34 protein-coding genes are annotated in these 22268 nt (G+C 37.0%); 8 read left to right on the top strand and 26 right to left on the bottom strand.

Features of this window, described 5'->3' with window-relative positions; translation table 11 throughout:
* The first annotated feature begins 190 nt into the window (after positions 1-190).
* Positions 191-916 (top strand): NAD(P)-binding oxidoreductase, encoded by a 726-nt coding sequence (locus tag LCM11_RS12605; protein ID WP_224894644.1) that lies wholly within the window; start codon positions 191-193, stop codon positions 914-916.
* 110 nt (positions 917-1026) lie between these two features.
* Here LCM11_RS12605 and LCM11_RS12610 read toward each other — a convergent pair whose 3' ends face one another.
* Together LCM11_RS12610 and LCM11_RS12615 are read right to left on the bottom strand one after the other, a co-directional pair.
* Entirely contained in the window at positions 1027-1404 is a 378-nt protein-coding gene (locus tag LCM11_RS12610; protein WP_224894645.1) for a VOC family protein, read from the bottom strand.
* 140 nt (positions 1405-1544) lie between these two features.
* Positions 1545-1718 (bottom strand): hypothetical protein, encoded by a 174-nt coding sequence (locus LCM11_RS12615; RefSeq protein WP_224894646.1) that lies wholly within the window; start codon positions 1716-1718, stop codon positions 1545-1547.
* Between the two features lie 261 nt (positions 1719-1979).
* On the opposite strand from LCM11_RS12615, the gene LCM11_RS12620 reads away from it, so the two are divergent.
* The 3 genes from LCM11_RS12620 (at position 1980) to LCM11_RS12630 (ending at position 4475) form a co-directional block, all read left to right on the top strand.
* On the top strand, positions 1980-3164 hold the full coding sequence (locus LCM11_RS12620; protein ID WP_224894790.1) for a macrolide family glycosyltransferase: 1185 nt from the start codon (positions 1980-1982) through the stop codon (positions 3162-3164).
* Between the two features lie 678 nt (positions 3165-3842).
* Complete coding sequence (locus LCM11_RS12625) at positions 3843-4037, top strand: helix-turn-helix transcriptional regulator (protein ID WP_224894647.1); 195 nt, start codon at positions 3843-3845, stop codon at positions 4035-4037.
* 3 nt (positions 4038-4040) lie between these two features.
* On the top strand, positions 4041-4475 hold the full coding sequence (locus LCM11_RS12630; RefSeq protein WP_224894648.1) for a hypothetical protein: 435 nt from the start codon (positions 4041-4043) through the stop codon (positions 4473-4475).
* Positions 4476-4874: 399 nt separating this feature from the next.
* Here LCM11_RS12630 and LCM11_RS12635 read toward each other — a convergent pair whose 3' ends face one another.
* From LCM11_RS12635 to LCM11_RS12730, 20 genes are all read right to left on the bottom strand, one after another.
* Positions 4875-5018 (bottom strand): hypothetical protein, encoded by a 144-nt coding sequence (locus LCM11_RS12635; protein ID WP_224894649.1) that lies wholly within the window; start codon positions 5016-5018, stop codon positions 4875-4877.
* 651 nt (positions 5019-5669) lie between these two features.
* Positions 5670-6326, bottom strand: coding sequence for a hypothetical protein (locus LCM11_RS12640; RefSeq protein WP_224894650.1), 657 nt, complete (start codon positions 6324-6326; stop codon positions 5670-5672).
* Between the two features lie 185 nt (positions 6327-6511).
* Positions 6512-6772 carry a hypothetical protein gene (locus LCM11_RS12645; protein WP_224894651.1) on the bottom strand — a complete coding sequence of 87 codons (261 nt, stop codon included), beginning with the start codon at positions 6770-6772 and terminating at the stop codon, positions 6512-6514.
* A 109-nt stretch (positions 6773-6881) separates the two neighbouring features.
* Entirely contained in the window at positions 6882-7364 is a 483-nt protein-coding gene (locus tag LCM11_RS12650) for a hypothetical protein (RefSeq protein WP_224894652.1), read from the bottom strand.
* Entirely contained in the window at positions 7361-7567 is a 207-nt protein-coding gene (locus tag LCM11_RS12655; protein ID WP_224894653.1) for a helix-turn-helix transcriptional regulator, read from the bottom strand. The genes LCM11_RS12650 and LCM11_RS12655 overlap by 4 nt, the downstream gene beginning before the upstream one ends.
* 518 nt (positions 7568-8085) lie before the next feature.
* Complete coding sequence (locus tag LCM11_RS12660) at positions 8086-8358, bottom strand: hypothetical protein (protein ID WP_224894654.1); 273 nt, start codon at positions 8356-8358, stop codon at positions 8086-8088.
* A 237-nt stretch (positions 8359-8595) separates the two neighbouring features.
* Entirely contained in the window at positions 8596-9180 is a 585-nt protein-coding gene (locus LCM11_RS12665) for an HNH endonuclease (protein WP_224894655.1), read from the bottom strand.
* A 66-nt stretch (positions 9181-9246) separates the two neighbouring features.
* Positions 9247-9690: a DUF5052 family protein gene (locus LCM11_RS12670; protein ID WP_224894656.1), complete on the bottom strand. Its 444-nt coding sequence runs from the start codon at positions 9688-9690 to the stop codon at positions 9247-9249.
* A gap of 194 nt (positions 9691-9884) precedes the next feature.
* Entirely contained in the window at positions 9885-10280 is a 396-nt protein-coding gene (locus tag LCM11_RS12675; protein WP_224894657.1) for a VOC family protein, read from the bottom strand.
* Positions 10281-10350: 70 nt separating this feature from the next.
* Entirely contained in the window at positions 10351-10788 is a 438-nt protein-coding gene (locus LCM11_RS12680) for a GNAT family N-acetyltransferase (protein ID WP_224894658.1), read from the bottom strand.
* Positions 10789-10870: 82 nt separating this feature from the next.
* On the bottom strand, positions 10871-11644 hold the full coding sequence (locus LCM11_RS12685; RefSeq protein WP_224894791.1) for an SDR family oxidoreductase: 774 nt from the start codon (positions 11642-11644) through the stop codon (positions 10871-10873).
* A 55-nt stretch (positions 11645-11699) separates the two neighbouring features.
* Positions 11700-11846 carry a hypothetical protein gene (locus LCM11_RS12690; protein WP_224894659.1) on the bottom strand — a complete coding sequence of 49 codons (147 nt, stop codon included), beginning with the start codon at positions 11844-11846 and terminating at the stop codon, positions 11700-11702.
* A gap of 27 nt (positions 11847-11873) precedes the next feature.
* Positions 11874-12689: a lipid II flippase Amj family protein gene (locus LCM11_RS12695; protein ID WP_224894660.1), complete on the bottom strand. Its 816-nt coding sequence runs from the start codon at positions 12687-12689 to the stop codon at positions 11874-11876.
* A gap of 214 nt (positions 12690-12903) precedes the next feature.
* Positions 12904-13254 carry a DUF2200 domain-containing protein gene (locus tag LCM11_RS12700; protein ID WP_224894661.1) on the bottom strand — a complete coding sequence of 117 codons (351 nt, stop codon included), beginning with the start codon at positions 13252-13254 and terminating at the stop codon, positions 12904-12906.
* A gap of 155 nt (positions 13255-13409) precedes the next feature.
* The gene (locus LCM11_RS12705) at positions 13410-13673 is read right to left on the bottom strand and encodes a hypothetical protein (RefSeq protein WP_224894662.1); all 264 of its coding nucleotides are present in this window, start codon (positions 13671-13673) and stop codon (positions 13410-13412) included.
* Positions 13674-14644: 971 nt separating this feature from the next.
* Positions 14645-15073: a hypothetical protein gene (locus tag LCM11_RS12710; protein ID WP_224894663.1), complete on the bottom strand. Its 429-nt coding sequence runs from the start codon at positions 15071-15073 to the stop codon at positions 14645-14647.
* Between the two features lie 170 nt (positions 15074-15243).
* Positions 15244-15426 carry a hypothetical protein gene (locus LCM11_RS12715; RefSeq protein WP_224894664.1) on the bottom strand — a complete coding sequence of 61 codons (183 nt, stop codon included), beginning with the start codon at positions 15424-15426 and terminating at the stop codon, positions 15244-15246.
* A gap of 361 nt (positions 15427-15787) precedes the next feature.
* Positions 15788-16534, bottom strand: coding sequence for a L,D-transpeptidase family protein (locus tag LCM11_RS12720; protein WP_318246154.1), 747 nt, complete (start codon positions 16532-16534; stop codon positions 15788-15790).
* Positions 16535-16873: 339 nt separating this feature from the next.
* Entirely contained in the window at positions 16874-17245 is a 372-nt protein-coding gene (locus LCM11_RS12725) for a DUF3221 domain-containing protein (RefSeq protein WP_224894665.1), read from the bottom strand.
* Between the two features lie 79 nt (positions 17246-17324).
* Positions 17325-17873, bottom strand: a complete 549-nt coding sequence (locus tag LCM11_RS12730) for a hypothetical protein (protein WP_224894666.1) — start codon at positions 17871-17873, stop codon at positions 17325-17327.
* 244 nt (positions 17874-18117) lie between these two features.
* Between LCM11_RS12730 and LCM11_RS12735 the strand changes: the two genes are divergently transcribed.
* From LCM11_RS12735 to LCM11_RS12745, 3 genes are all read left to right on the top strand, one after another.
* Positions 18118-18513 (top strand): hypothetical protein, encoded by a 396-nt coding sequence (locus tag LCM11_RS12735; RefSeq protein WP_224894667.1) that lies wholly within the window; start codon positions 18118-18120, stop codon positions 18511-18513.
* 144 nt (positions 18514-18657) lie between these two features.
* Positions 18658-18825: a hypothetical protein gene (locus tag LCM11_RS12740; protein WP_224894668.1), complete on the top strand. Its 168-nt coding sequence runs from the start codon at positions 18658-18660 to the stop codon at positions 18823-18825.
* 62 nt (positions 18826-18887) lie between these two features.
* Positions 18888-19037: a hypothetical protein gene (locus LCM11_RS12745; RefSeq protein ID WP_224894669.1), complete on the top strand. Its 150-nt coding sequence runs from the start codon at positions 18888-18890 to the stop codon at positions 19035-19037.
* 102 nt (positions 19038-19139) lie between these two features.
* Here LCM11_RS12745 and LCM11_RS12750 read toward each other — a convergent pair whose 3' ends face one another.
* From LCM11_RS12750 to LCM11_RS12765, 4 genes are all read right to left on the bottom strand, one after another.
* The gene (locus tag LCM11_RS12750; protein WP_224894670.1) at positions 19140-19616 is read right to left on the bottom strand and encodes a GNAT family N-acetyltransferase; all 477 of its coding nucleotides are present in this window, start codon (positions 19614-19616) and stop codon (positions 19140-19142) included.
* 30 nt (positions 19617-19646) lie between these two features.
* Entirely contained in the window at positions 19647-20099 is a 453-nt protein-coding gene (locus tag LCM11_RS12755; RefSeq protein ID WP_224894671.1) for a GNAT family N-acetyltransferase, read from the bottom strand.
* 214 nt (positions 20100-20313) lie between these two features.
* Positions 20314-20604 carry an RNA polymerase alpha subunit C-terminal domain-containing protein gene (locus tag LCM11_RS12760; RefSeq protein WP_224894672.1) on the bottom strand — a complete coding sequence of 97 codons (291 nt, stop codon included), beginning with the start codon at positions 20602-20604 and terminating at the stop codon, positions 20314-20316.
* 88 nt (positions 20605-20692) lie between these two features.
* Positions 20693-21352 carry a hypothetical protein gene (locus LCM11_RS12765; protein ID WP_224894673.1) on the bottom strand — a complete coding sequence of 220 codons (660 nt, stop codon included), beginning with the start codon at positions 21350-21352 and terminating at the stop codon, positions 20693-20695.
* Positions 21353-21768: 416 nt separating this feature from the next.
* On the opposite strand from LCM11_RS12765, the gene LCM11_RS12770 reads away from it, so the two are divergent.
* Complete coding sequence (locus LCM11_RS12770; protein ID WP_224894674.1) at positions 21769-21963, top strand: hypothetical protein; 195 nt, start codon at positions 21769-21771, stop codon at positions 21961-21963.
* Positions 21964-22268: the final 305 nt, after the last annotated feature.

Consider the following 22268-nt stretch of genomic DNA (forward strand, 5'->3'; position numbering starts at 1 on the left):
CTCCTGAAAATTTGATAAGTTCAACCTAACCATAGTGTAAGCTGAACATCTTACATCCATCCATCATCTATAAAAAACGTAAAGCACGCCGCTCCAGAGATCTTTTTTCTTTTTAAAGAGGAATTACGTTTTGTCGGGCGAATAAATGGAGTAGGAAATGTGAGTGCTTAAAAATAGCGGGAGGGGTTCGATGAAAGCATTAGTGCTTGGAGCAAGCGGTGCTACTGGTAGACAAGTCGTCAGGCAGTTGATTAAAAGACAGATTCATACGCGCATCCACATCCGGGAGACAGCCGTTCTTTCTGAAGATATACACAACCATTCATTAGTAGAAATCGTGAAGGGCAGTATCAGCGAATTAACTGACACTGACATGAGCGCTCTTTTACAGGATTGTACGGCCATTATCTCTTGTCTTGGTCACAATATTACCTTCAAGGGAATGTATGGCAGACCACGCTACTTGGTGTTTGATGCCATAAAGAGGATTACGGAGCTCGTTAATAAAGAGCCCGCTAAAAAAAGAAAACTTATCCTTATGAGTACAACCGCTTACACGAATCCTTTAGCCGGAGAGAAAAATTCGATAGCAGAAAGGATGATCTTTTCATTTCTAATGCTTATACTTCCCCCTCATCGGGACAATGTTAAAGCTGCCAATCATCTGGTTATGACTACGGGCCATGAGCACAAGAATATCGATTGGATTGCCGTTCGTCCCGATTCTTTAATCAACGAGACGGAAGAGACTACCTATGAAATTTATGAATCCAAAGTAAGGAGTCCTCTATTTAATGCCGGGAAAACCAGCAGGATTAACGTAAGTCATTTTATGGCTGAACTAGTTACAGATGACGCTAAATGGAACCAATGGCAATACAAAACGCCGGTCATTTATAATAAAGACTATCTTTAAAATTAACGATGCGGTTCTGTTAAGCTATTACACCTTCTCTGCTTTTGATTACATTTGCATAAATGGCGTTATTCTGATCATGCCAACCCATTCCGCTCCCCCCTACATGACTATTTTTCCATCACGGCAAAATAATTATCTTCATTATCCGCAAAATTAAACACTCTGCCCGATGGCATATTTACAATTTCTCCGACAGTTATCCCTTTGTTTTGCAAATCACTATGCAGATGTTCGAATTGGTCAGAGTAGAACATCAAAGAAGGTGTACCAAGATTTAACTCTGGGGACATGTTAGCCACGACCTCTTTGTTGTGAAGAACAATCGTCGTTTCAGTTCCCTTTTTTGGAGCCAATTCAATCCATCTCATTCCTTGATCGTTATTCTCTTCCGAAGTCACCATGAACCCTAATTTCTCTGTCCAAAAATTCGCTGCTTCGTCCTGGTTATCAACATATAACATTATTTGACCTACTTTAGAAAACACGATTCACCACTCCCTATGAAGGTTTACTCTACTATTCTCTATACAGTAGATGAATCCCTGCTTATCTAAACTGTCTTAAAATAATGGCTCCAAATTCTCTCATTATGTATAACGTGCTTTTTATGAATAATCTCTTCTAATCAAAAGCTTGTGGCTATCCAAATGAGTAATAAAGCGAATATGATAGCTGCTCCTGTATGAACCCAGTTCCCCTTCAATTTCCCTTTTACATTAGCAAAATCTTTAAGAATAATAGCTCCCCAGCCTCCTGCAACTAACAGCACAATGATCACGGTTAGTACGATATCATCCATGTGAGACCTCCATTTACTGTTTATCCCTCTATTACCTTGATCGTAAGTTTAAAAACTAATGAAAATAAATACGATGGCTTCTTCTAATGAATGGCCTCCTTTACGAAATATAGGCCTTGCGCTTCTTCTTCTAGTACGTTAAGGAGAAAATGATAGGAAGTCTAAAATCCTCAATAGTACATTTTGGTTTATTTCTATTTGAGTAATTACTATTATAAATGATGAGTAATCACTCATAATTCAATGAAGAGGTGACAACTTATCGCAAACATACTGATGATAAACGTACCAGCTGAAGGACATGTCAATCCAAGTATAGGCATAACAAAAGCTTTTGCGGATCGTGGAGACAATGTCTATTATATTTCTACGGAAGAATACAAGGAGCGCTTAGAGGGAGTGGGGGCAAACGTTATCCTTCATGAAAATTATTTGAAAGAAGCACAGATCGACCCATCCAGTTCAGAGGGGTTCCATTCTTTTTTTAATATTCTTATGAAAACCTCTTTTGATATCTTATCTATAACCAGAGAGTTAATTAAAGAAATTACATTTGACTTCGTTTACTATGATTCCTTTGGTCCTGGAGAATTAGTAAGAGACTTTTTACATATACCTGGTTTTTCTTCATCGGCTTCTTTTCTAATTCCGGATCATTTCAAAAAGAATCTCCCTCTTCATCCTGAAGCTGCGGGTTCTTTTAAAATCAATGAAGAAGGAAAAGCTCATTTAGATAGAATCAAACAAGAGTTTGGCGTAGCCCCAAAAAGCATGCTTCAGTTCATGCAGAATCAAGGTGAGAAAACAATGGCATATACGAGTGAGTATTTTCAACCTAGTAGAGAAGAGTTTGGTGAGGGGTATCATTTTATAGGACCTAGCTTTCCTCAACGGAAGGGCACGCATGATTTCCCTATTGGTCAACTTGAAAACGAGCAGGTCCTTTATATTTCCATGGGAACGGTTCTAGATCATGTCGAAGATTTCTTTAATATGTGCATTGATGCCTTTTCTGATTTTCCAGGAAAAGTCGTTATTGCAGGAGGAGCCCGTGCAGATTTCAATAAGATAAAGAATGCTCCAGATCACTTCATTATTCGAAAATATGTCCCTCAATTAGATATTTTACAGCATACCAATGTATTCCTAACCCACGGAGGGATGAACAGTGTAAATGAGGCCATTTATAATGAAGTTCCAATGGTCGTTCTCCCACGCGATAAAGATCAGCCAATGGTAGCCGCACGCCTCTCAGAACTTCTGGCGGGTTATCCGATTTTCCCAGGTAACGTGACGAAAGAAGCACTGAGAAATGCTGTGGATCAGGTTGTAAAAAACAATAGTTATCATCATGGCATTCAAAAAATCAAAGCTAGTTTTGAAGCTTGTGGTGGCCCGGCGGAAGCGCTAGAGATCATCGATGATTATCTTGAGTTAAAAAAATAAAGCGATTATGTATCTAAAAGGGATCTTTTCTATTTAAAGGTCCCTTTGTTATTATTTATATGGAAAAAAATGAAGTATTCACGCTCTATGTTCAATATTATTCTACTGGTGTGGAATAGATCATCGGGGAGCACGAGAGAGTAGTACATCTCTGTTATTAGTTACTCGACTTTTGTCTAAACGGCACGTTACTTCGGTTACTTTACCGTTAAGGTTATCACTTTATTTTTCTCCTCAAAATCCTCTTTTGGTCTACTAATCACCACCTTTTTCGTGAAGACTCTAATCCGAGATAATTTGGATTTAATATCTTCAACTAACACCACCGCCCTCAGACGATGATTAAATCTAAAACCGCCATCCTAAATATGAGAAAAATAGCAGCTATTAAAATAATCGAGTATACCCTGCTTTTTTCCTATGACAGGCATCTTTATGAACTATTGCATGATCATAGCTGGAGCTAAAAACAGCCATACGTCTTATAATAAATCCAAAATTTCCAGACTGGACCTCTCAATCAACTAGTTTCCCCTACAGTTACAAATTTGCAATTTACAGATGCTTTTCCAACCAATGGTGAAACCCATCTTCAAAACACATTACAAAATGTAAATTATAATTGACATTTTGTAATGTTCTGAATAATATAAAAGTAGGAGGAGGAGATGATTTTTTTTGAAAAACAAAAAAATGAAGATCGCCCGTGTTGAAGTCGATGTTTCTCAAGAAAAATTAGCAGATATTGTAGGGGTTACAAGGCAGACCATTAATTTAATCGAATCTGGAAACTATAACCCGAGTCTGAAACTGTGTACGGCCATATGTAAGGCATTAAATAAAACGTTAGATGATTTATTCTGGGAGGAATGATCAATGAGTGCTGAAAAGTTAGTTAAGGAAACTAAAGTAACCATTGGTATATCGTTATTTGTTAGCTTAGCCCTTTTTGTCACCTGGTTTATTTTCGAAGCAACGGACCTTTCTTTTACTAACAGCAAAGCCTTCTTAGCCTTATCACTTATTCCTTTCAGTGCAGCACTAGCTTCCTTCCTTAAACTAATGAAAATAAAAAAGAATCCTAAAATGACTGTATCGGAGACGGATGAGAGACTTGTAGCCGAGAAGAATCAAGCCGATGCGAAAACATTGAAGGTACTTCAAGGTGTTTTGTTCTTATCCTATTTGGGATACACATTTATCATTCCGGAAGACATATTTAAATCGATGGGTTGGTGGGTAATAGTAAGTGTACTTCTTTTCTCTTTATTCGCTCCATTCATTTTTCGCCATATTATGAAAGAAACCTGACAAAGCTTTCTTCTTTCTCTAACCGTTGAGAAACTTAAACACTGTTACTCACAACACATAATATTGGATTTAAAAAGGGAACCTCATTAAAAATGGGTTCCCTTAGTTATTCAATAAACACCCCCATTAGCGAAAGACTTGAATTCGAAATATCACTTGCCTTCTAAACTTCTATACGGAAGTGTTTTTCCAATCAATTAAGTGGCTTTTCCTAGCTTACTTTCTCATATTCAATTTTCATGCTTGTTCATTTAACCAATCTGTTAAAGATTATTGTATAAAAGTCGAAAGAATTGCAAAGCGGTTATTACGCTACGGCGTCCTTTAATATAAGACTTCATTTCAAGGTCTATTGAGATAGTTCTTCAACTGATATGCCCATTGACTTGAGAAGATTGTTCACAGTTTTTTCTCTAAATCCTCAATCCTCTTTTCAAGATCTTTTACAGTTTTACTATTACTCATTGCTGTCGTAAAAGCAGTAATACCGAAAGTGAATGCTGACATTCCAAACACAAAGCCTATAATTATGAAAGTATCCACATTATCCCCCCCCCATTAAAACTTTACAATTATACTTTAAGTGACTCCAAAACTCACAAAACATTAGATTCCCATTGCTGACGTAGTATAGCGAATACTAATTAATAAATAAATCCCTCACTCAGAAAAAACACTTCGAAGATCCTGTTTTATTAGTACACCTTATAATAAACTTATAGACATAAGAATCAGAATAGCGTTCCTAACTTAAAGTTACCTTTTACAAATCGCCCGTTAATATCCCCAGAGGATGAAATCGACTTTGCGCAGTCTCTGCGGGATGAATTTATTGATACCATCCACATATTCAGAAAAAATGATTTATAAAACCTACAGATAGATCGACCAAATGTCGGATATATCAGAGAGCTAGGAGATATGATATTGAGAATATGATATTGAGAAATGCTTATCACGAATCTATACATACTGGTCAACTCTTAGATTATTTTAGGTAAGTTGGTGTTGAGAGATCTGATATTTGGGAATGATTCTGAAAGAATCTTAGTTCTACTAAGGCTCCTTTGTACGAAACATATACCTCTTATCTTCACTAAAGCCCCCTTTACATGAAGACTCGAATTCAAGATAAATTCACAAATTCAAAATCAAGAATGATATGTATTAATTCAAAAAATCCAAAATAAAAGCTTATTGCCCTATGTAATAATATATGTCCAAAGCTATAACGACACTAATAAGTTTTATAAATACATCTGTATCCAGTTGAGTGTTGTCTATAAAGAAAGCATCATTATCAGTGAGATTTTTTCTTATAGTAGAATGCACTAATGAACGCTTCTTAATAGTAGAAAATTCCTTTCCAGTCTGTTTGTTTTCGATAGAGAAATCCATTAAGTTTGATTTTACCCACACTGCATATTGGTCATTACCTTCTGGACTAATTACTGAAATGGCTGGATTCTTCTTCTTATTTGAAAAATTCAAGGTCGCCAAGTGTTCATTTGTTTTTGTGTACACTATAATGTCACTAAAAAATCCTGCCTTCTTACGAATATTGGCAATAAGTTGTCCGTCTTGGTCTAGTAAATCCAATTTTAGTGCTTCTACAGTAACTCCTTTTAAACTTATAAAAAACAAACTTAAAAATTTCAATAAATTATTACTTAAACTGATTGATTCTTTATCAGTTTCTTCTACTTTTCCAATTTCTTCTTCTTTTGATACTATCGAATATGCTAAATTACCTTTGTTTTTAAAACTTTCATCCTTTTGCAAATAAAATCCCTCAGCATATGGAACTATATCTTTTTGTTCCTTGTAATTTAACTTTGTAGAATTTTTCACTTAATCTCTTCCTTTAATATTCCCGTTAGTTTAGTGGTGTTTGTATAAGTATTATTTGTTTCAAGTAGTTTTTCATTATCTTAATAATCTTGCTTTTCATTTTAAAGTAGATAATTCCTTTGTTCCAGAATTGCCCCCGTTTGCGTAAGACTCGAATTCAAGGTAATTCAACACTTATATAGTCTTTATGGTGTTCCACCAGTTATGTAATTGATAAAATACCCAGCAAACATTAAGATGAAAAAACTAAAAAGCATTGCAACATTAGATACTATGAGCCAAGCATTTTTAATCAAGCTTGCAAACACAACGCCAGCTGGAGCTATAATAAAAGTTAGCATCCATAAAGGACTAGAGGTTTGAAATACTATATTAGGAATCCAAACAGCTATACATACTATCAAGCTTGATATAGCTAGAATTCTAAAAAGTTTCTCCTTATTCATAAAGTCACCCCCCTTCAGATACAAATATTTATATGTCTTCTCTCGACACTAAAACACGCCATTACAATTATCAAAGATTAGTCGCCGTTACTTTAATTAGTAAGAACCGTTAACGAGAATATATAATCTTGAAAGAGATTAAATAGACAATAAGACCAATTATTGGAATTGAAGCTGTCGTAAACATAGGATACCAAACAAAATCAAGAAAGTAATTGGGAACAAACATATATGAACCAAGGATTAAAAACGAATACAATAATATAAAAACGAATGCAAAACGTACTGCTTTGCCAGTTATCTCCACAGACCGTTCATCTGAGGCATCATATTCTGGCAAGATATAGTCCTCTACTTTTGCTCTTTTATTTCTCTTCATAACAAATAACTGGAACACATTCATAATGACTAATATTATTGTGATGACAATAAATACTTGTCCTACCTGATTACCGACATTTACGGAAAAACTATCAATATAGCCTCTTCCTAATAACTCAAATTGTTGCTCTATTCTTACAAAATCATAAACCATTATAGCTAATGAAATGTAAAGCAAAGTTCTCAAAATAACTGTAATATATAACCTCATTCTTCTTCCTCCCTTTTAATAAAAATTTTTTCTATGGGTTCATTGAAAACTTCTGCAATATTCATTGCGAGAAGGAGTGAAGGAGTATAACTCCCTTTTTCCAAGGAAACAATCGTTTGTCTAGTTACGCCAATTTTTTTAGCCAATTCTCCTTGTGTCAGATTGTATTTAGCTCTTAATTCTTTTACACGATTGACCAGCAAGTGAAATCACTCCCTAACTTTTTCTTGTTCTAATTGTATAGTTGATTTTACTTTTTGTCTAGTTAACTTTACTTTTTATTTTTGCAACTCTCTAATAACTCCTTCTTTTTGCACAAAAAACTGTACCATCTCTCACGGTACAGTTTGGAATATATATTTTTTATTATTTTGCTTGTTTGAAAAGAAACGACTACCTCGCTCCGTCAGTTAAATAACTGACAAAATCGCAAATCGAGAAAAGAAGAGAGAACGTCATTATATGTATTTATCTTGAATTCGAGTCTTCAACTAACCTGCCCTATACTTGAAGACTCAGTTTCGAGATAATTTGATTAAACTCAAATCTAAACATAACTTTCAAGAGATATTAATGCTAAAACCTTTACCGAGCTTATAAAGATTAGTACTAACTGGAGAACTACACAGTACAGGTAGAGCTCAAATTAAGGATTCAAATGTTAAAAACCTGCCGTTGTCACACGCATCTCTCTGGTTATGTCTAAATCAATCCATTTACTTCATATATTTATCTGCATGTAAATGGACAACGGGAAAATGAAACAAGTAGCAAAGATTAGAAATGCGGTTATATTCAATAGTTTGTATTTAAATTGATTTTCTCTTGAAATACCTAATCCTGTTAGGACCATACCAAAGATAGAATAGGCTGGAAGCAGCATGAAGCCTATAAGACTTATCATAGATGTATCCGATATAAAGAAATAAATACCAAGAAATCCAACAACGAGTAACCAGGCCATTCCTTCCGCCAATTTAGTTATTCCACACATAGTAAACTCCTTTTAAAAAGATAGAGTCTATTCCATAAGAAATAGACTTTTTATTTCCAGTATCCTACCATCCATATTAACACCAGCTTACATTTATTTACATTGATACATTTCACTTTATATCCTAGCTTTGAATATATGAGTGAAATAACCTTAAAATAAAAAGAGATCCAAACACCCTGATATTCAGGAAAGTTTGGATTTCTTTTAACTGGTACTATGGCAGCATAAAAATTATTAAGTTTTATCCTGATACAACAAATCCTTGTGGTAGAGGCTGGATTTTATCTCATTTGCATGGGGGACGTTTTCAGAAACGACAAACTTCCAATTTTGTTCCTTTAGAAACTCTTCTCTTTCTCTCTGTTCCTTAATTTCAATAAGGTCTTCTATAGAGCGGGTAATAGGGCTAGGATTGGTTTTGGCTAATTGATTTCGATAATGGTTTTTAAAATCTTCTTCCGTACAATTGTTAACTTTTATAAAGTGTTTCATTAGCTTTTGTATGATCGAATTTCTTTTTTTACGATCATTTATTCTGAGTGCAGCATGATGAAAGTGCTTAATATCATGACATGACTTGCACAGAGTTTGTATATCTTTTAGGATCAACAGAAATTCATCCTCGTCATACTCCCAAACCTCATGAGCCTGAAGTTTTTCTTTATCTTGACGACCGCATATCTGGCACGTAAAATCATTTTTCTCATGAACATGGGTGCGAACGGAAGCCCACAATGAACGAGGTATGGAATCCCTTACCGTTTTATTCTGGGCATAAGAAGGCTTTCGTATTTCAATCGTTATCTTAAAATCAGACATAGTCCCCTCCGTAAGATGCTGGATATTCATAGATTCGCCAGATAAAACCGCTACTATTTAAGCGTATTAAAATTTCTCTTCAAACTGACTCACAATATGTTCTTTCAGCTTTTTCTTTTCATTCTCACTAAGCTCATGATCTACCGGCAGTACTTTATCCTGTTCAAAAGCAAAGTCTTCAGGAATCATTTTCGTTAAAGATTTACTCACTTCCTTCATTACATCTCCTTCTTTCGGAGTAGAATGTAGCAGGATCGTTTTAATATACTCTCCTTCTTTAGTGTAATAATCTTCTATTTTACGTGCTTCCACCTGGAGCGTCTCCCCAGAGCCGCGCATGATGATTTGTGAGTTAATTTCTTTATATGCCCCTTTTTCACCACTTTGGGTACTCGCCACAAAAGCTTCAATCTTTTCTGTACGGCTGTTCTCTTTAGAATCACCGTCCGCACACCCCCATAAGCTTGCCAGCGGAACAATGAATACGAATAGAAGAATAAACTTCTTCAATTTTATCCCTCTTTTCTCTTAATATTTCCTATTTTTATAAGGTCATAGCATACTCTTCTTTCATGAAGGCAGACAAAAGAGGCAATTACTCTGTGAGCAATCCCCCTGTACTTCACTCGTCATGACCCGTATTTCAAATAACGAACTTATTAACTTCCTGTTTATCAAATTAAATATCCACCCTGTTGCAAGGTTTAAGGGGCCACAAATTCTACTTTTATGCGATCTGGATCTTCGAAGAATACCGCATAATAATCCTCACCACCCGCAAAAGGATGCTGGTTTTCGTATAAGATCTTAATATTGCGCTCCTTCAGTCTCTTTGTCATATCGTCTACTCTTTCGCGCGAAGAAGCTTGAAAAGCCAAGTGATTTAAACCAGTCCTGCACCTGTGGTAAGGAACATCTAAATACTTCTCTTCTGTTTGAACAAACACCAGGTAAGTTTCCCCTAGCTTCCAGCTATGTCCTTGCTCCCATTTTTGATATGAATGATAGCCTACTTCCTCTAAGAACCAGCCCCAAAATGATTCCGACTTCTCTAAATCGGATACATAGATTTCCACATGATGAAGTAATCCCTCGGACATAATAGCTTACTCCCTTCCTGACCAGTGAATAATAATGATGAACAGCTTTATGTAATGGTTTTATTTTTCTCTACTTTAATGTTTTATACATAATCACATGAGGTCCTAATTCAGGGTAATCAAAAACGTCTCCATAAGACCGAAAACCGAGTTTCTGATAATAATCCTGGACCGAAGTGCGGCCTTTACACCATAGAAGGCCGGCTTTACGCTCTTGTAATATCCGTTCGGCATATTGAACCGCTTCTCTTCCTGCTCCCTTGTTCCTGAATTCTTCCGCAGTCGCCATCGCCCTCAAACGATACTGGGTAGAGCTGGTAAACTCTTCATACGACTCCAAATAAAAAGATGCTACGCTGACTATCTTTCCTTCATTAAATACTCCAACATGAAAAGCATCATCGTCATAATCAGTATCATATTGGCAGGATTCAAAGGGCTGATGAGGTCGAAGGATGTTGTGACGAAGCGTGTAAGTCTGTTCCGCTTCTATTTGTGCTACATGCAACGTACTCGTCTCCTTTCAATCGTTTATTTCCTAAATCGAGTCCAAGTTGTACTTTTGCCAGGAATATATGAAGGGCTAAGAGCTATCTCTTAAACCCACCCTCTGAGTGAATGATCTGTCCCGTTATCCAGGCCGCTTCATCACTGGCCAGGAATTTGATCGTTCTTGCGACGTCATTAGGTTCACCCACTCTGCCAAAAGGAAACATCGGTGTCAGATCCGTTTTTAGCTGGTCTGTCATCCAGCCTGTATCCGTTGGTCCTGGATTAATAGCATTAACGGTAATCCCCCGGGGAGCCACTTCTGCCGATAACGTAACCGTTAAGGCATCAATGGCTCCCTTTGTGGTGGCGTAAGCCAGTTCACCCGGCATAGGACCCTGGAATTGGCCGGACGTTATATTCACGATCCTGCCTCCAGACGATTTATCGAATATACGGGCAAATTCTATGCTTACCAGCGTAGTAGCGCGGACATTAACCATATAGTGTTTATCCAGCTGATCAGCAGTTAAATTAGAATAATCATTATTCGTAGAATAGGCAGCGTTATTTACTAAAATATCAGGTGTTCCCAGCTTTTCCATTACATTCTGAATAAGTATTTCTGCCGCATCCTGCTGAGTCAGATCCAGTTCCAAACTCGCTGCCTGAACACCTTTATTCTTTAACTGCTCTTCAAGAATAGCAGGTTCGCTATTATCTATGTTCCAGGGCATCTCTTTGTCATACGCTTTCCAATAAGCAAAAAAGATGTCGCACCCGGCCTCAGCTAATTCGGTGCAGATGGCTGCCCCTATCCCTTTTAATCTACTCGCTCCCGTAACAATCGCAATCTTGCCTGCTAGATTAGTAATGATGAATCCCTCCCTTTTAAAACAATACGACAGGTATGATATCGAAAAAACGATGTTACATGCCCATCATCACTCGCTTCTGCTTCCCGCATCTGTCACATTTATAAATGGCCCGTGGCGTTCCTTCTTCCCAATCCACACGCCTCAATTTATGAATCCCTATTCTGCATAAGATGGGCTTGTTTGTCTTATCTCCGCTCATAAGTCCTTCACCTGCTTTTTTTCTTAATTACACGATAAATTTAGTAAACCAGGCTATGTATTGAGCTCCTGGAATAAATAGAACCTGTGCCAATAATGTTCCGAACAGTCTTGAGGTAACCATCATTAGCGACACATTCCTTAATGTTAAATAGTCCCCTCGCTTATTAATGACGTCATCTGCCATCACAGAAATTCTTGGATCTACAAAAACCACTAACAAAATAGTGGCAATACCATTGATTAATCCTGAAGCCATAATAGCAGTTGAGGCTCTTTCCGGAGCCAGGAGTGCGGCATACAAAGCTGATAATACCCCAATCGTATAAATCGAAGTTACCACCATATTGACTATAAATAATCTTTTAGGAATATGCGCTAATGAAAAACCCTTTAAATAGGTTCGATTTGGAAAATGCATCTGATTTAAGCCACGTTTTATGTACTCCAGAGAGAAAATGGTCTTAAATAGAGACGGAATGGAACCTTTTTGTTTGGAGAGATGGATAATAGACCTTGAAAATAATGCCACAAACGTTGGCAGCAGAATAATCCCTACGATTGTGCCGATCGTGGAAGCCCCAATAATGACTCGATACTGATCTTCCACAAACGCTAAGGTATTAGTGCTTGGAGCTGTATCCACCAAGCTGCCGGTAAAGGGCTGCTGCATCATATTGGCCATCCGCGACACAATGACCATTAAATTAAATAAAGACAGCGCTGATGCAATTAATCCGACGCGTGCTCCGGATAATCGGACAGCATAAGCCAGGGTTTCAATCGTGTGAATCACTAAAATAAATAAAGAAATGTATATGACTTTTTCCGTTAGAAAATCCAAGTTCCAACCTCATTTCTAATGCTGCTGACAAGAAAATTTTAACATAACCTGGGGAATATTTGTCCTAATCAACTATCATTAAGAACAGATTTGGTCCAACCCCATTACCAAGTTAATAAATTAGAATATAAAAAGAGACGATCATCACAATTGGATAGATAATCGCCATTTATGGAGTTATCCTTACCTGGCTCATTAGAGTAAAACAGTACATTTAGCTTCTCAGAATCTTCTCCATCGCTTTACCTTTAGCCAATTCATCGATCAGCTTATCCATGTAGCGGATTTCCCGCATGGTTGGCTCTTCAATATTCTCCACCCGGACTCCACATATCACGCCTTTGATCATAGTCCTGGAAGGATTCAGTTGAGGAGCTTCTGCAAAAAAGGTCTCAAAATCTGTTCCTTTTTCCAGATGCGCCTCCAGCTCCTCCTGACTATAACCTGTCAGCCAGCGTATAATTTCATCGACTTCGTGCTTCGTACGTCCTTTATTCTCGGCTTTCGTAATATAGTGGGGATACACGCTTGAGAAACTCATCGTATAGATTTTATGTTTTGGCATTCTATGGCTCCTTCCTTGATTCTTGATTAAGTGATTTCTATTATATCATTTTATTTTATTTCCATTATTCAGGATAACGAGATCTCAAAAGTTCAGAACTACTTTAAACGATTTCTCAGGCAGAAAGGATCTCATTTATAATTATAAGGATTTATTTATATATCATCTAAATTAACCTGGATATTCTTCAGACTTTCCTGCCTCATTCTGCCGGATACGCGGTAATCATTTGTATCCAATCGAAAGAACTGACGTGCCCCATTATAAGTCGTGTACCAGAGCTGATGAATTCTGCCATAACTCTGCTGTTCAGAATCAAGCGTAATTGGATAATACAAACTTTCGAATACTTTATTCTGACATTTAACAATCCCTGATTCTCTGCACTCATCCAGCCAAATATTCTGAATTAGCCCCATACTTTCCCTCCTTATCCTTGTTTCGGCTTTCAACCAATGAATTCAACTGTATTCTCTATCTTTTTCTTCGGTAAGAACAGATTACTAAGAAAACGCCCCCCTCACATCAGGGGGCAGCACGAATTTCACTACGACTTTTGACGGAACTCATGCTATTTTATCCATCATCATCTGTTGAAAAAGAAAGATGAAAGTGGGAATTCCTTTATTCTATATAAGTCCAGGAATAGAACTGAAACTACCTTCCTCCTCTTTCCAGCAGTGAAAGATATAAGCAAAAAATAAACCAGAAGTCATCAAATGACTTCTGGTTTCTCTATCTACCTTCTTCCAGCCATGAACGATCATATGTGAAATGTGCTTCATTTTATATTCAAGTTCATTTCTTCATTATGTATTAGAGTTCGCCTGTACAAACCCGAATGGAAACAAACCGAATAAGAGAATAAGTAAAGGCTACCGCTTTGGATTAGAAAAAACGGTCCCCTTCTCACTACTTAATAATCTGAAATTCATGCACTAGTTATAAAAACTCATTTTTATCATCCCGATTCAGCTCATAGATTCCCTAACACAAACGGTAAAATGAAAAGTACGATCGAACTTACAACTAGAATCGAGGAGATCCGTTTCGAAAGTTTTGTCCTTCCCTCTTTTTTATACCACCCGTTGAATTGCAGCTTATTTCTGTACCATACAAATAGAAGGAGTAATAATGCACATCCACCCAGCCACGAAAAAGATTCAGTTGTTTCGTTAATGGTATAACTATTATGTATTAACCCCCATCCCAATCCACCGACTAGAGTAAAGATAACCATTATACGGACTACTTCCAAAAGGGCTCCCAAGTTATGTCCCACCTTTATCAGACATTGTTCTGAAGACTATTAAGCAAATATAAACCTATCACTACAGAGAGATTCTTTATTCAGTGAAACGGAAACAAAACAAACTATTTTTGAATCCATTCAATTATTTCCAAGTTTTAAACTCAGAAGATGTACACCCATATAACAATGGTAATAAAGCAGACCACAAATAGCACCATAGCCCATAATTTGTAAGACTCCCTCTACGGAAGATGATGTAATAAGCTCCTGAAACGTGTAACTCTCAAAAATTATGGCGTAAACTGAAGGAATATAAGTCAGTAAAAATAGGATGATAGCTCCACCTAACATATACACGACCACATTGATCAAATATCGATTTTTCCATTGGATCCATATGTAACATAGCTTAACCAGTAGTCCGCTTCCCATAAAAATGATAAAAGCTACGATAAATACAAGTGACGTATAGTCCCCGCTGCCTCGCGTATAAAAAAAGATACTAACGACTAAAGCCGCAAGCCCGCTCGAAAAACTCATGAGGCTCCCTTCCTTTAACCCATTCATTTTACTTCCCTCCTTACTTTTGTTTATTGATCACAACGAGGCCTCTTTCTATACCGAGCATTCAATACCTGCCATACGCGAAAAAATAGAACTTCCAGTTATTAAGAAGTTCTATTTTGAGTGGTTAGGTTTATGGACCGACGCATAAATCATTAGGTAAGGAGTTTCTTTTAATTCTGTTTAACACGGCGATTATTAATAGTTGTATTCGATAGACTATAAATAATCACTGCAATCAATAGTAAAAAACCCATATTGATAAAACGGAAAAGCCAGGATACTCCATCAAAAATATCCAAAACCCCGTGTAAGATTACAGTCATAAAGATGAAATACCCTAAGATGTGTTTCATGAAATCCCTCCTATTCAATCACCATAATCATTGAATCCAACTAATTTCAGAGTATCACAAATTTTCCATATATTGTAATAAAAAATTCTTTTACTTCTTCCTGCTTTTGTTCGAATGTAAAAAACGAATTCACAAAAACGGAAGCTTAACGGTCACTAATATGTTATACGAGATAAAGCTTCCAAAGTTTCAATATTATGTGAAATTAAAAGAGGATGATTACAGCAGTGCAATGAACTCTAAACGATCATTTACGCTTATTGAAACCAAAAATCCCAAATAGAGACATAATGACAAAGTCTCTATTCGGGATTTTTCAGAAGGGACTTACCCTGCTATACTTTTTTTGGACTTGCCTGCATTATTTACTGCTGAATAAGGCTTTTCTAGTTTTCGGCCCTACAATACCATCAGCCACTAGTCCTTTTGTGGTTTGAAATTTCTTAACAGCTCTTAAGGTCTGCGGACCAAAAGATCCATCAGCGGTTATGTTGAGTTTTCGCTGTAGAATTTTTACGGATTCACCTTTACTGCCATATCTTAATGTTTCGTTAAAGGTTTCATAACCTGCGACAACCTTGCTGGATCCGACGCCATACTTTTGCGCTAATGCCGTAAAGGACGAGGAGGAACTTGTGATATATACCGGAATATTTTTATCAGCCCGTTCATACAACCAGATGACGTCTTTGTTGTGCATTCGAATACAGCCACTGGATGCGTACGTACCAATGGAAGAAGGATTATTGGTACCGTGGACACCATAGACGTTACCAGAGGTACGGCCCCAGTCACCTGGAACTTTTATTCCAAGCCACCTTGCCCCCAGAGGATTCCTTGGATCCCCACCTGGGATGTTTTCTTTGTACCACGGCCTGTTTTTCACCTTATTGACGAGCGGGAATTTCCCCTCCGGCGTCAAACTCTTTGTCCTTCCCGTTGCGACAGGAAACGTTTTTTGAAGTTTGCCATTTTCATAGAATGCGAGTTGATTAGTGCTTTTGTTAATAATAATGGCTTCCTTTTCCGCGGCCTCTGCCGGCTTCACCATCACACATAATCCCATTAAAAGAATCCCCAGTACGAAAACCATTTTTCTCAGCTTCATGCTCTGCCCCTCCATTCATCCCTTAGTATTATGGCAATATTATACGTCGGGGAATAGGGAATAAATTGTCGAACTCAGCCGTCGAAATAAATAAATTTTCGAGGGGATCAAACCCATTATGAAGGGGGAGTGTTATCTTTTATATTATTCTCAATTTTATAGTTATTTTTTATAATTTAACATAGGTTTTACTTATAATCCTTCCTAACTTTCGCAAACGCGAATGATAGAATTAAGCAGACGATTCCTGAAAAAACCAACCCCATTCTTAATCACTATTGAAAAGGGCCCGTCTACCAGACTGAACGTATAAGGCTAAAAAACTTTCCTCCAACATCTCTATTTATTCTTAAACAGAACTTGATTAGCATGGGTTTGCGGCGGATAGGACTCTGCCATCGATCCTGAATTGTACTTTACAATAACCTGATCACCCAGAGTTGCTTTGTTGTAAGAATGCTCCTCAACGGAGAAAGTTATCGCTTCTTTCATGTTATCTTCATCCATTAGATTGGCAAGTTCCTTCATATTTTCCTCTGTTGAGCTTTTAATTTCACTTTCTTTCATATCGGAGTGAGAAACAACGGTTATAGTATAACGCTTATCCCTTTTACTTTTACCAACAATATATCCATCAAGTTTATCTCCGAACACATTACACGCCGTTAAAATTACTAACAAACAAGTTAGTATAATGAATAATTTTTTCACTGGCCTCTCCCTTATTTAATCTATTAGGATATTTTTGTGCGGAGAAATCACTGCTACAAATCATACCAGGCTTTCACCGCTAGATTTCATTTTTCTTCAACTCACGTAAAACGGTTTCCACCATCTGACTGACCGGTAAAGATCCATCAACCATGCGATCTGCATTTTGTTTAATGGTAGTTTCCATTTCTACATAAGCTCTTCTTCCATATTTTAAATAATGATTTAAATCGTTATGAATTTCCATAGATTCTGCATGAGAATAATCCCTTATCAATCGCCTGGCCATAGCTATGTCTAATGGTGTATCAATGTAGAGTGATACATCTATTACACTTCTTAATTGGTCATTCAAATAGGAAAAAGGATAATCCAATAGTATGTATTCCGGTGGGTCTTCTTGTTGCTGTAATGACTTCATATCTGAAAGAAGAGGATCTAATTTCCACTGATTGTAATCAGGACCCTCCTCCACCCATCCGACTAAATCCTCTGGCTCCCCTTTAAAATCATAGTTATCAAAAAATAAGGCTTCAGCGTTTCTTAGTCTATTGCTGAGCGCATTCGTCAGGGTCGTTTTGCCGCCACCTGATACGGAAGCAATGGATATTACTTTTGTATTAACCACCTGATTATATTCTCCTTTGCAATGAAGTTGTGAGACTCCTTGACCTGTCCCCTTTTTCTCCGACTGTATTATGCTTATCATTCCAAAAAAACAGCCGGAGGTACAGGTAATCCGTTTTCCTGCCATGATAATTTCTTCTACTCCTGTATTATAGAAGGAAGATGCCAGATCCTTTGTATGGAATAATTGAAAAATCAAGAACTATTTGAAATAATTGGAAAAAACGGTTGTCAGGAGGTCAATTTTGAAAAAATGGTGTGTTTTCTCTTTTCTATTCATGCTTTTATTATTAACAGCTTGTAGTCAAAACGCTACGGAAGATGGTTTACTTGCATATGATACAGAAGAGGTTAGTGAGTCTTTAGAATACTTGACCTTCCCTTCCCAGATGCCCGCTTTACTTCCTTTTAAACCTGAAAAAATAACGCGTCAGCAGCTCACCGGGATCCAAACCGGAAAGAAAAATATCAATCTACCGATATTCATTTTCATAAAAATACGGGAAGACTCTCTACACCAGAACTTACCTTTAGAACGTCTATTCATAAAGATCGGTATGATCGTACAGATTATGCTGTCGAACTCAATGATGGAACGGAAGCGAGGTTCGGAGTCAATAATGAAGGCATTAAAATTTTAAAATGGAATGATAAACAAAACGCAGATGTCTATTACCAGCTTTTTGCCTATAAAGATTCAGCTATTTCTAAAGAGCAGCTGATTAGTATGGCTAATCATTTTACAGATTCATAATAATTGTACCTATTAGGAGATGGCTATTGAAATGCTTATTAAAATCAGTGTGGTTTTATCCGTTATCATGATCGTCTTTGGAATGTATTTAAGTATAAGTGATTACCCCAGGCTGAATTATTTAGGAATTCTCTTTGTGATTGCAGGGATATTTTCTATAGCTGTTGATTGGTTCCGCAATAGAAAGAATACAGGTTAAATGACTAATCTATCTGCTTGATATGGAAGGAATTGATTTCCACATTCAAAGGGGCCATTCGCATGGAAGTTCTAGCTGTCACGTTAGTTGCTATCGGCATTATAGCCGTCCGAGTCATAAGTTTTTTCTATCCTGATTGGAAAGCAATCAAAGGCGAGCCTCTATCAGAGCTTAAGCTTCTTGGCTTCAGCGTACTAGGAATCGGTATATGACTCATTATGTTCACACTAAGTCAACTCATCGCTCGAATATAAAACCATTATTCTTTGTCGGGACCGTGATCAAGAAGCACATCATAAAATTCTGGCTACCCTTCAGTTGAACTTAATCTCCATTTTTCTACTCTTTGTCGTCATCCCCAATGACCTGTAAAATTCAATGGCAGACGTATTTTTCTCGTATACACCCAATTCAAGACTGTCCACTCCGAGAGTCTTCCCGAGATCAAAAACATACCTGGTTAGTTTTTTCCCGATCCCTATCTTTCGATGTTTCTCCGCAACACATAAACTATTTATTACTAAAAGTTTTCTTGCTTTCACAAAAGAATTTTCTGTTACCTCTTCTTCCTTCGTCACGATCACTCCGACTATTTCATTATCCAGAACCGCCACAAAAATATGCTGCATGCTGTCCATCAACTGGTTTTCAAAGTATTCTTGCCCGACCGGAGTTGAATTCTCTTTATACAAATCGGGTCTTTTATAAACATGGAATTCGTGAACTTCCTTAAATAAAGGAAGCAATGAACCATAATCATTTTGTTCGGCTTCCCTAATTGATATATCCAAGTATAATCCCCCCTGTTACGAAGTGTTCGATCATAAAAACTCCTCCCGTTTCATACTCATTTCAATTTCATCTGCATGATGTTCAGTTGTACTAAAACCTACTTTTTCATAGACACGAATAGCTGACTTGTTTCTCGAATCTACCACTAATTTTATGATATCAACTTTAGTGTCATAGTATTGGATGCCAAAATCTATTCCTTCTTGGACATAATTGGCTCCTAACCCTTTTCCTATTAAATTAGGCTTTAGAGCTAAACCAATTTCCATAATGTTTCCGTCTAGGTTGAACTCGAATAAACCAGCCGCCTCATGGTTTAATAATCCCACAAAACCATCACAGCCCCCGGGTCCTTTTAACGTTTGAGTTTTCTTGTACGACTCGAAATAAGGAGTCATTACAACTTGTTCGATAAAACCTTCGTAATTCCATGAATCAATTTCTTTTACAAACTCCATATTTAAAGGAATAAATGTAAACACAATATACCTTCTCTCTACAACTAATTGCACAATCGATTTAATAAATTTTATATACAGTTCCGTTTCTTATCAACAAAAATCGGATCGGGGAACGAACCAGGCACTAGTATGTAATCTCTATTGTTGACCTTGCGATTACTCACTCTGAACAACTGCCGATTTTTATGAAATTTTGATTTAAAAAAATATAAATACATCTAAAAAATCATGTAAGTTAATTCTTAAACGATAATCCCTCTTCTTTCAAAGCTGATTTCAGTCTCGGTAATGAAGCTGGACCCAAGCCATGAAACTTTAAAACATCCTTTTCACTATAGGTTGATAGAATTTCTAAAGAAGTTATCCCGTTGTTCTCCAGAGCCCTTCTCGCTGGGGCGGGGATTGATGAAAGAAAACCGCTTCCTGGTTTACGTGCTTTTTCACAGATTGGACATGTAGGGCAATCGCTGCTTTTATAATATTTGTGCCCTTTATCACATCTTCTCATTTCTTTATTTGAATTCATGTAAGCATCTCCTTCACCATAACTATTATTCTTATACAGGAGCAGCAATATACTTCTTTACTAGTGATGGGGAATACCTAAAAATCTTCTACTGGTCACTCGTTACCTCCAGCACGGAGCGGAGTTCCTTTCCACCGGTTGTGCGTACGGTCAAAGGTTCCTTGATCTCATCCATTCCAATACTAATAAACGGAGACTGCTCAGGATGGTTTTTATCCCCCGCCACTTTGAACACGATTTCTGTGTTTTCGTTTTGATTAATTTCTTTAATCCCAACTTTTTTCCCTCTATATTCTTCCCCGAATTTAACATAAATTTGCTTTTTCCCTTCCGAAATCGTAGAAACACGATAATAGGTATCCCCTTTTTCATCAACTACGGCATGACCTTCATTAATAATCCAATACTCTTCCTCATTTAAAACCACAGCAAATATGGTGGTGAAGAAAACTATCGGGAGGATAAAGAGAGCCATTTTATCCCAAAGCGATACAATTACCCATTTAGTCATCAATGGCAGCAACAATGTTCCGACAACACTGACTAGAATAAAACCTCCAGCTAAAAATATATATCCGATCGCCTCGAATCCTCTTACAAAGGTAAAACTATAGAAAACAATACCTAAAGCTGTAAGGAACGTGGCCATCGGGGCTAAAAAATAGATTCCATTCATTTTCGAAATGATAAAAAAGAAGCTGAACACCAACAAACCTAAAAATAAACCACCCGCAAAGATTAAATCCACGGACTCTCCTCCTTTAAACTTAAACACTAGAAACTTACAGCTTTTTTTCACCTCTGTGGACTTCATATTTAAATCCATTTATGAATAACGTCTACAAATGAGAATGGGGAACAATCGAACCAACTAAGTACCAGGGTCATATAGAGATTACAGCCCTCACGCTCATGAAAAATCTCATAGAAAAGCTCCATATGAAGAGGTAGACAGAACGAAATGAGTTAGGAATTCACTTTTATCGTTGTGAAATCTAATATCCTATTAAGGTCATATAAACTGTCCTCCTTGCGCATTTTTTCTAATTGAAACTTAAATCGTTTCCAATATGATATGGAAGTTTTAACTTCTGTTTTTACTAATAAAATTTATGATAAACTCGAATATAGAAATATTTACCAATATTGATGGGAGGAGATTCAATGAATTGGGCTGTAATGAAAGACTTGAAAATTGCTTTAGGATTTTCATTATCTCTTATATTCGGATTAGCCGCTGTCTTGTTAGCACTATACGACAGTCATTATGCTGTGCTCTTTATAATTATGGCACAAGTTGTAACGGCTGTTAGTGTTAGTCGAGCTAGTAAGATAACCCATCATGAGAATCCTCAATAAATAAGATATAGTCTTTGACAATCTGACAATCAAATTGAGAACTGACGAGAATGGTGCCAATAAATCATTCCAGGCTTCCAAAGTCCAGACTGCCACGTTCGATTCGAATCCTTCTATCGACGGGGACATTGCAATTCATCGACTATAAATAAAGACCACATATTCTGTGGTCTCCGCGATTATTTTCACCTTTCACTCTCAAACGACCGCATCAGCCCCTTCCATTAAAATGCCTATCACGATCTTCTCCAAACGTATCGATTCTTGAATCCCCTTATCTCAATCTTGAATATGACACATCTGTT

It is taken from the genome of Halobacillus halophilus (genome assembly GCF_020171985.1).
GTDB classification, from domain to species: domain Bacteria; phylum Bacillota; class Bacilli; order Bacillales; family Halobacillaceae; genus Halobacillus; species Halobacillus halophilus_A.